General features: G+C 74.4%; 7 protein-coding genes and 1 pseudogene. All 8 read right to left on the reverse strand.

Annotation, left to right across the window (positions count from 1 at the left end; all coding sequences use genetic code 11):
- A pseudogene (locus tag FM076_RS33645) lies at nt 1-1,475 on the reverse strand (hypothetical protein); the annotation flags it as partial.
- A 170-nt stretch (nt 1,476-1,645) separates the two neighbouring features.
- A complete protein-coding gene (locus FM076_RS11420; protein WP_243274883.1) occupies nt 1,646-2,086 on the reverse strand; it encodes a TadE/TadG family type IV pilus assembly protein in 441 nt (146 codons plus the stop codon).
- A 170-nt stretch (nt 2,087-2,256) separates the two neighbouring features.
- Nucleotides 2,257-2,673 carry a TadE/TadG family type IV pilus assembly protein gene (locus tag FM076_RS11425; protein WP_173874675.1) on the reverse strand — a complete coding sequence of 139 codons (417 nt, stop codon included), beginning with the start codon at nt 2,671-2,673 and terminating at the stop codon, nt 2,257-2,259.
- Nucleotides 2,674-2,742: 69 nt separating this feature from the next.
- Nucleotides 2,743-3,123 carry a TadE family protein gene (locus FM076_RS11430; RefSeq protein ID WP_173874676.1) on the reverse strand — a complete coding sequence of 127 codons (381 nt, stop codon included), beginning with the start codon at nt 3,121-3,123 and terminating at the stop codon, nt 2,743-2,745.
- Between the two features lie 127 nt (nt 3,124-3,250).
- Nucleotides 3,251-3,508 carry a hypothetical protein gene (locus tag FM076_RS11435; RefSeq protein WP_173869987.1) on the reverse strand — a complete coding sequence of 86 codons (258 nt, stop codon included), beginning with the start codon at nt 3,506-3,508 and terminating at the stop codon, nt 3,251-3,253.
- A gap of 47 nt (nt 3,509-3,555) precedes the next feature.
- On the reverse strand, nt 3,556-4,482 hold the full coding sequence (locus tag FM076_RS11440) for a type II secretion system F family protein (protein WP_173869989.1): 927 nt from the start codon (nt 4,480-4,482) through the stop codon (nt 3,556-3,558).
- Nucleotides 4,479-5,498 carry a type II secretion system F family protein gene (locus FM076_RS11445; RefSeq protein ID WP_345944953.1) on the reverse strand — a complete coding sequence of 340 codons (1,020 nt, stop codon included), beginning with the start codon at nt 5,496-5,498 and terminating at the stop codon, nt 4,479-4,481. The genes FM076_RS11440 and FM076_RS11445 overlap by 4 nt, the downstream gene beginning before the upstream one ends.
- Nucleotides 5,499-5,502: 4 nt before the next feature.
- Nucleotides 5,503-6,804 carry a CpaF family protein gene (locus tag FM076_RS11450; protein ID WP_173874677.1) on the reverse strand — a complete coding sequence of 434 codons (1,302 nt, stop codon included), beginning with the start codon at nt 6,802-6,804 and terminating at the stop codon, nt 5,503-5,505.
- Between the last annotated feature and the right edge of the window lie 97 nt (nt 6,805-6,901).

Raw genomic sequence — 6,901 nt, forward strand, 5'->3', positions numbered from 1 at the left:
CCGCCGGCGGTGTCGTGGTCGGAGAGCATGGGTGGCCGGGCGGTCTCGTCGTTGCCGGGAACGCCCGGTCCGCTGTCGGGGACGCTGGGCTGCTCCTCGGGAACGCTCGGCCGCTCCTCGGGGACGTCGCCGCCCTCGTCGGTCCCCGGGCTGCCGTGGTCGCCGCCGTCCGAGCCGTCGGGGGTGGTCGGCCGGTCCGGGGCGGAGGTGTCGGGGCCGGGGTCGGACTCGCCCGGGATGGCCGGCCGGTCGCTGGACGGCTCGTCCCCGGCGGACGCGTCCGGCCGCGAGGGCTCCTCCCGCCGGTCGCGGTCGCCGTGGGCGCCGCCGTCGCCGTGGGCGCCGTCACCCTTGCCCGTGCCGTCCCGCCCGGTGCCATCCCGGCCGACGCCGTCCCGTCCCCCGGCGTCCTGTCCCCCGGCGTGCTGACCAGCGCCGTCGTGACCGGCGCCGTCCCGGTCGCCGCCGCCCGCCTGGTAGCGCTCGATCCGGGCGCGCTCGCGGGCGTCGAGCCGGTCCGCCTCGTCGGGCATCTCGACCAGTTCGCCGCCGTACGCGTCGGCGGGCATCTCCATGATCCAGCCGGGCCGGATGAGGCTGGCCTCCGACAGGCGGGAGCCGTCCGGCTGCACCCGGTCCTTGTTGAGGCGGTAGATCTCCTTGTAGCGGCGGCCGTCGCCCAGGTGGCGCTCGGCGACCTCCCACAGGGAGTCGTGGTGGCGGCCCTCGGGCGGCTGGATCCGGTAGAACTTCGTCCCCGCCTCGCGCCCGGCCTGGTCGCTCCGTCCGGTGCGGGCGGTGTCCCCGGGCGCCGGCGTCCGGTCCGCCGTACCCGTCCGCCCGGTGTCGCCGGCGGCGAGGACGGCGTCCGAACCGGAGTCGCTGCCGCCCATGGTGCTCAGCCCGGCGCTATCCGCGTGCGCGGTGCCGGGGACCGCCTGCTGCTGCCCGGGGGTGAGCTGGGCGGCGGCGACGGTCCGGTCCGGGTGGTACGGCTGGAGGGGCGTGTGGCCGAGCTGGGAGAGGCCCGGCGCGAAGCTGCCCGTGCCCGCCCCCAGCAGCAGGAGCGCGGCGACCAGTTGCCGGGCGAGGAGCTGGCTGGGCCCCGCGCCCGGCACCCGCGCGGGCAGCCCGACGCCGGAGAGCGCGGCCTTCGTCTCGACCAGCACGCACGCCGTGAACTGCGCCCACGCCAGCCAGACGACGACCGTCAGCACCTTGACGAAGACGCCCGCACTGACCTCGTCCCGCAGCATGTTCCACGAGGGCATGCCGTGCGGCAGCGGCCAGCCGATGAAGTACGCGAGGGCCAGCGGGACGCCGAGGACCAGGGCGGCCAGCGCGACGAACGCGCAGAACGCCTTGAGCACGTCGCCCGCCGTGCGGCGGGTGCGCACGGGCACGGGGGTGCGCGAGCGCGAGCGGGACCTGGGCCCGCCCGGGGCCGGTGCCGGTGTCGTACTGCGGCGCGCCATCTCGTGTGCTCCTGTGGTGAGAAGTGCGGTCGGTCGGGTGGTGCGGGGGCGGCCGGCCCGTCGCCTCGGGCCGTCGCCCACTGTCCGTCGTCGCGGTCCGCCGTGGCGGTCCGCCGTGGCGGTCCGTCGCCTCGGGCCGGGGCGCCGGCCGGGGGCGCGGGCCGGGTCCCTCAGCCGGTCACGGATTCCGCCGTCGCCGTGCCGTGGACGGTGAGTGGTTGGCTGTAGAACAGCCCGGTGAGGACGGGCCGGTAGGTGAGCCGGATGCGGACCTCGACCTGCTGGGCACTGGCGGACACGCACCCCGAGGCGTTCACGTCGGCCTGCGAGAGCCCGGACTTCCCGGCGAAGTAGTGGACGCGGGTGCCGCAGTTCTCGTAGTTGATGGGCGCGTTGCGGCCCTGGCTGGCGCGCAGCGCCTCCTCGTCGATGTCCTGCGCGGCGTACCGGGCGGCCTGCTCGGCGATGTCGGCGGCGCGCTCGCGCTGCGAGATGGACAGCCCGCCGTCCACCACGAACGCGGCCAGCACCATGAACAGCAGCGCGAACATGATGACGGCCGCGGCGCCGGAGCCCCGGTCGTCACCGGCCGCGCGCCGGGTCCGCAGCAGGTGCGCGGCCCGCCCCGCCGGGCCTGGGACGGAATGCCCGGCCCGGCGTCCACCGCCTCCGTGCCCCTGACCCCGGTGCGCGTCCCGGCGTCCACCGCCTCCGCGTCCCGGGTCCCGCTGTGCGTACCGGCATCCGTCCCGGTGTTCGTCCCGGCATCCCTCCCGGTGTCTCATCCGGTCCTCCGGTACGGATCGATGGGCGAACTGGAGCGGCCGGTGAGGTCCTTGGCGATGTCCAGGCCCAGGATGCCCAGGCCGCGTACGCGGCAGCTCACCTCGACGGTGAAGTCCCCGCCCGAGCGGTAGTCGCTGCCCGCGTCCCGTACGGTCACGTTTCCGGCGCAGGTGCCCTTGAGGGTGGCCGCCGCCGCGTCCTGGGCCGCGGCCAGCGCCGCGCCGTGGCTGCCGTGCTGGAGCGAGCCCGCGCGCGCGGCGTCGCGGGCGGCGCTGTCCACCGCGCCGCGTCCGTCCACCAGTTGCCCGAAGGCGACGAGTACGAGGATGAAGAGGATCATCACCGGGGCGAGGATCACGACCTCGATCGTGGACAGGCCCGCGTCCGTGGACAGGCCCGCCTCCCGGGACAGATGCCGCGCCCCACCGCACCGCCGGCGCGCACCGGCCGCGGGGTACGCGCCCGTCCTACCCGCCACGCCTCACTCACCCCCGTCCGGAACGAACCGCTCCACCGGCCCCTGGGACAGGGCGTGCACCCGCATGTCCAGGCCGGGGAAGACCGAGGGCACCCGGGCGCGGATCTCCACGCCGACCGTGTTCCGCTCGGGCTGGAGCATCGTCACCTCGGGGCCGAGGATCAGTTCGGGGCCGAGCTGTTCGATGTAGTCGCCGGAGGTCTGCCGGGCCTTGGCCCGCCAGCCGCCCGGGTCGGCGTCGGCCTCCTGCCGGGCCTTGCGCGCCCCGGCCTGCGCCGCCGCCTGCGCCACGTGGTCGGCGAAGAAGTACAGCGCGAACTGCACCGTGGCGAAGATCAGGAAGAACAGCACGGGGGTGAGGAGCACGAACTCGATCGCGGTCATGCCGCTCTCGCCGCGGCGGGTGGCCTCCTCCCACCTGCGGCGTACGAAGGCGACGGACCGCCTGTCCCCTCCCACGGCTCTCCCCACGGCCCCTACGGCTCTCCCCACGGTCCCTGGTCCCTGGCCCCTACTTGCAGGTGCCGTCCTGGTCGGCGCCGTCGATGCAGTCGCTCACCTTGTCGGCGCCGTTCTTGAGCGCCATGTTGATGATCGCCGCGACCACGCCGACGATCGCCACCACGACCGCCGAGATGATCACCCACTCGACGGCGGAGGCGCCGCGGTCCAGTTGTCCCGAGCGGGCCCGCTGTACGCGGCCGCGCAGGAACGTCACGAGGAGGTCGAGGGCGGGATGACCGACGGAGCGAAACGGATTGTTCGTCATCGTCTCAGTCCTTTCTGCGAGGCGTGGGGGCGGAGGCGGCCGCGAGGTCAGATCTGGAAGACACGCATGGCCGCCGGATAGATGAGAAAGACGAGGAAGCCGGCGCAGAGCATCAGCTGGGCCACCAGCATCGACTGGGACTTCTCCCCGGCGCTGCCCTCGATCTCGGCCAGCTCCCGGTGCCGCATGGTCTCGGCGCGCGCCGAGAGCGAGGCGCGCACCTTGGCGCCGTCGTCGGCCACCAGCGCCAACGAGGCGGAGAGGTCCTTCAGCTCGTCCACACCGAGCCGGATCCCCAGATCGCCCAGGGCCGCCCACTGGCTCTGCCCGGTGATCCGCGCGTCGGCGAGCGTGTCCCGGATACGGCGCAGCGCCCAGCCGTCGCTGACCTCGCTGGCCGCCTTCAGCGCCTCGGGCAGACCGCGGCCCCCCGCCAGGTTCATGGCGACCAGGTCGAGGTAGGCGCCGACCACACGCCGCAGGTCGCGCCGTTTGGCGGCGGCGTCCCGCCGCACCTCCAGGTCCGGCAGCATGAAGAACAGCCCGGCGAAGAACAGCGCCAGCCACACCGGGATCAGCGGGCTGCGGCCGAAGCCGATGAGCCAGGCGAGGGAGAAGAGGAACGGCCCGAAGAACAGCCCCGCGGCGCCCAGCAGCACCTTGGTGGCCAGGAAGTTCTCCCAGCCGCGCTCCAGCACCTCCAGGTCCGAGCGCAGGGAGCGCAGCTCCCAGCCCTGGCGCAGGTAGAAGTCGGCGACGCGCGTACCGAGGCGGGCGCGGGCCGCGGCGAAACCGCGCCCCGGCCCGGCCGCGGTGCCCTGCGGCTGGTGGCCGCCGGACCGGGCGCGCAGCGCGTCGATCTGGGCCACGGAGGCGACGGGCCCCTTCTTGCCGGGGGCCAGGGCGCGTACGAGCAGGAACAGGCCGAGGCCGATGAGGGCCCCGGTGAGCGCGGTGAGCGTGAACGGGTTCACCTCCCTGGCACCTCCCTGCCGGCGGCCGGCCGGACCGACCCGTTCGGCCCGTTCGTTCCGGTCGGTCCGTTCGTTCCGGCCGTCCCGGCCTCACCGGCCTGCGGAACCGTCCGGGGCACCTGCGCCTCCTGACCGCCGTGGACGAGGAACCGTTCGGGCGTCTCGATCCGCGACAGCTTGCGCAGCCACCAGAAACCGCAGGCGAACATGGCGCACACACAAGCGAGGACGGCCTGCCCCAGCGGGGAGCCGTAGGGCTGGACGAAGTCCCGGTTGAAGACGGCCAGTCCCAGCACGAACGCGACGCTGACGCCGACCACGATCTGCACGCTGCGCCGGGTGGAGGCGCGCTGCGCCCTCACCCGCTGCCGCATGTCCACCTCCTCGCGCGCCGACTTGGCCAGCGCGCCCAGCACCTCGCGCAGCCCGGGGCCGCGCAGCCGCGAGTTGAGGATGAGCGCGGCCACCACGATGTCGGCGGACGGGTCGTCCAGTTCGTCCGCCAGGTGCTGGAGGGCCACCGGCAGCGGCGTGCGGGCCCGCAGCCGGTCGATGAGCGCGTCCAGGTGCGGGCGCAGCGAGGGCGCGGCGGCGCGGGCCGAGGCGGGGATGGCCTGCTCCAGGCCGACGGCGCCCGCGATGGTGTCGCGCAGCGACTCCGTCCACGCCGCCAGCGCCTCCACCCGCTTCATGGCGGCGCGTTCCTCGGCCGCACCGCCGAAGAGCCGGTCCCACAGGAAGCCGAGGACGCCGGTGGCGACGGCCGCGACCGGCCAGCGCGTCAGCAGCAGCACCAGCAGCCCGGCGCACACGGCGAGGGAGCCGCGCCGGCTCATGAAGCGGGCCAGCTCGGCGGCGCGGGCGCCCGCGTCCCGCTGTGCGCCCGCCGGCTTGGCGGGCAGCCCGCGCAGCGCGGCGATCAGCAGCGCGATGCCGCCGCCCACGGCGACACCGCAGGCCAGCGCGGCCAGGGTCGCGAGGGAGAAGATGCCCCCCGCGGAGCCGCTGACAGGCACGGTCTCACCCCCAGTTTCCGGTCGGCTTGTATCCGTGGAAGGCCAGCTCCCGCGCGCAGGTGAGGGGCGCGTGCGCCACCAGCCGCCCGTCCGGGGCCTCGGCGAACACCTCGCTGGAGAGCACCCGTCCGTCCACGCCGTTGATCTCGCGTACGGAGGTGACCGAGCGGGACAGCTTCCCGCCCGCGGCGTACGCGTTGCGCCGCTCGATGAAGACGACGAAGTTGATGGCGCCCGCGATGAGCATCTGGGTGGCCTCGATGGGCAGCCGCTCGGCGGCCTGGAGCGCGTAGGTCGAGATGCGGTTGAACACCTCGCTGGAGCTGTTGGCGTGGATCGTGGAGAGCGAACCGTCGTTGCCCTGGGACATCGCGTTGAGCATGGTGACGATCTCGTCGCCGAGCACCTCGCCGACGATCACCCGGGAGGGGTTCATGCGCAGCGAGCGGCGCACCAGTTCGGCCATGCTGATGGCGCCCTGGCCCTCGGAGTTGGGCAGCCGCTCCTCGAACGCGACCACGTTCGGGTGCAGTTCGGGGAACTGGTCCAGACCCAGCTCCAGCGCCCGCTCGACGGTGATCAGCCGCTCGTGCGGGGGTATCTCGTTGGCGAGGGCGCGCAGCAGCGTCGTCTTCCCCGCGTTGGTGGCCCCCGCGATCATGATGTTCTTGCGGGCCCGCACGGCGGCCGTCAGGAAGCTGCCCAGCTCCGGCGTGAGCGTGCCGTTGCCGACCAGGTCGGAGACGAAGACCTTGCCCATGCGGGCGCGCCGGATCGACAGCGCGGGGCGCCTGGTCACGTCCATGACCGCCGAGAGCCGGGAGCCGTCCGGCAGCCGCAGGTCCAGCTGCGGGTTGGCCGAGTCGAAGGGGCGCGAGGACAGCCCCGAGTAGGCGCCCAGCACCTGGATCAGCTCGATGAGTTCCTCGTCCGACTCCGCGACCGGCTCGCCCCGCACCTCGCGGCCGTCGGCGTACCCGACGAACACCTGGTCGTAGCCGTTGACGTCGATGTTCTCGACCTCGGGGTCGTCCAGCAGCGGCTGGAGCCGGCCCACGCCGAACAGCGCCGCGTGCACGGCCGCCGCGTACGCCTCCTCGGACTGCGCGTCCGGCGGGGTACGGCCCGAGGTGATCTCCGCGCGGGCGTACTCCTCCAGGATCTGCGCGATCACCGCCCGCGCGAACTGCCGCTCGTCCTCGGCGGTCATGGGCGCCACCCCGGACGCCTGGTCGATACGCCGCTGCTCCGCGATGCGGTCCCCGGCCTCCTGCCGGAACCGCTTCACCAACTGGTGGTCGACCATGCTCGGGCTCACGAGCCGCCTCCCTCACCGCGCGGCGCGTCACCGGTCCTCGGCAGCGGCAGCGGAGGAGTCGGCTCCGGCGCCGCCCTCCGCGAGC

It is taken from the genome of Streptomyces albus subsp. chlorinus, from assembly GCF_013302895.1.
GTDB classification, from domain to species: domain Bacteria; phylum Actinomycetota; class Actinomycetes; order Streptomycetales; family Streptomycetaceae; genus Streptomyces; species Streptomyces chlorinus.

Coding starts and splice junctions, on each gene's coding strand:
- FM076_RS11450 (WP_173874677.1), bottom strand. CDS start 6,804: ATGGTCGACCACCAGTTGGTGAAGCGGTTCCGGCAGGAGGCCGGGGAC.
- FM076_RS11430 (WP_173874676.1), bottom strand. CDS start 3,123: ATGACCGCGATCGAGTTCGTGCTCCTCACCCCCGTGCTGTTCTTCCTG.
- FM076_RS11435 (WP_173869987.1), bottom strand. CDS start 3,508: ATGACGAACAATCCGTTTCGCTCCGTCGGTCATCCCGCCCTCGACCTC.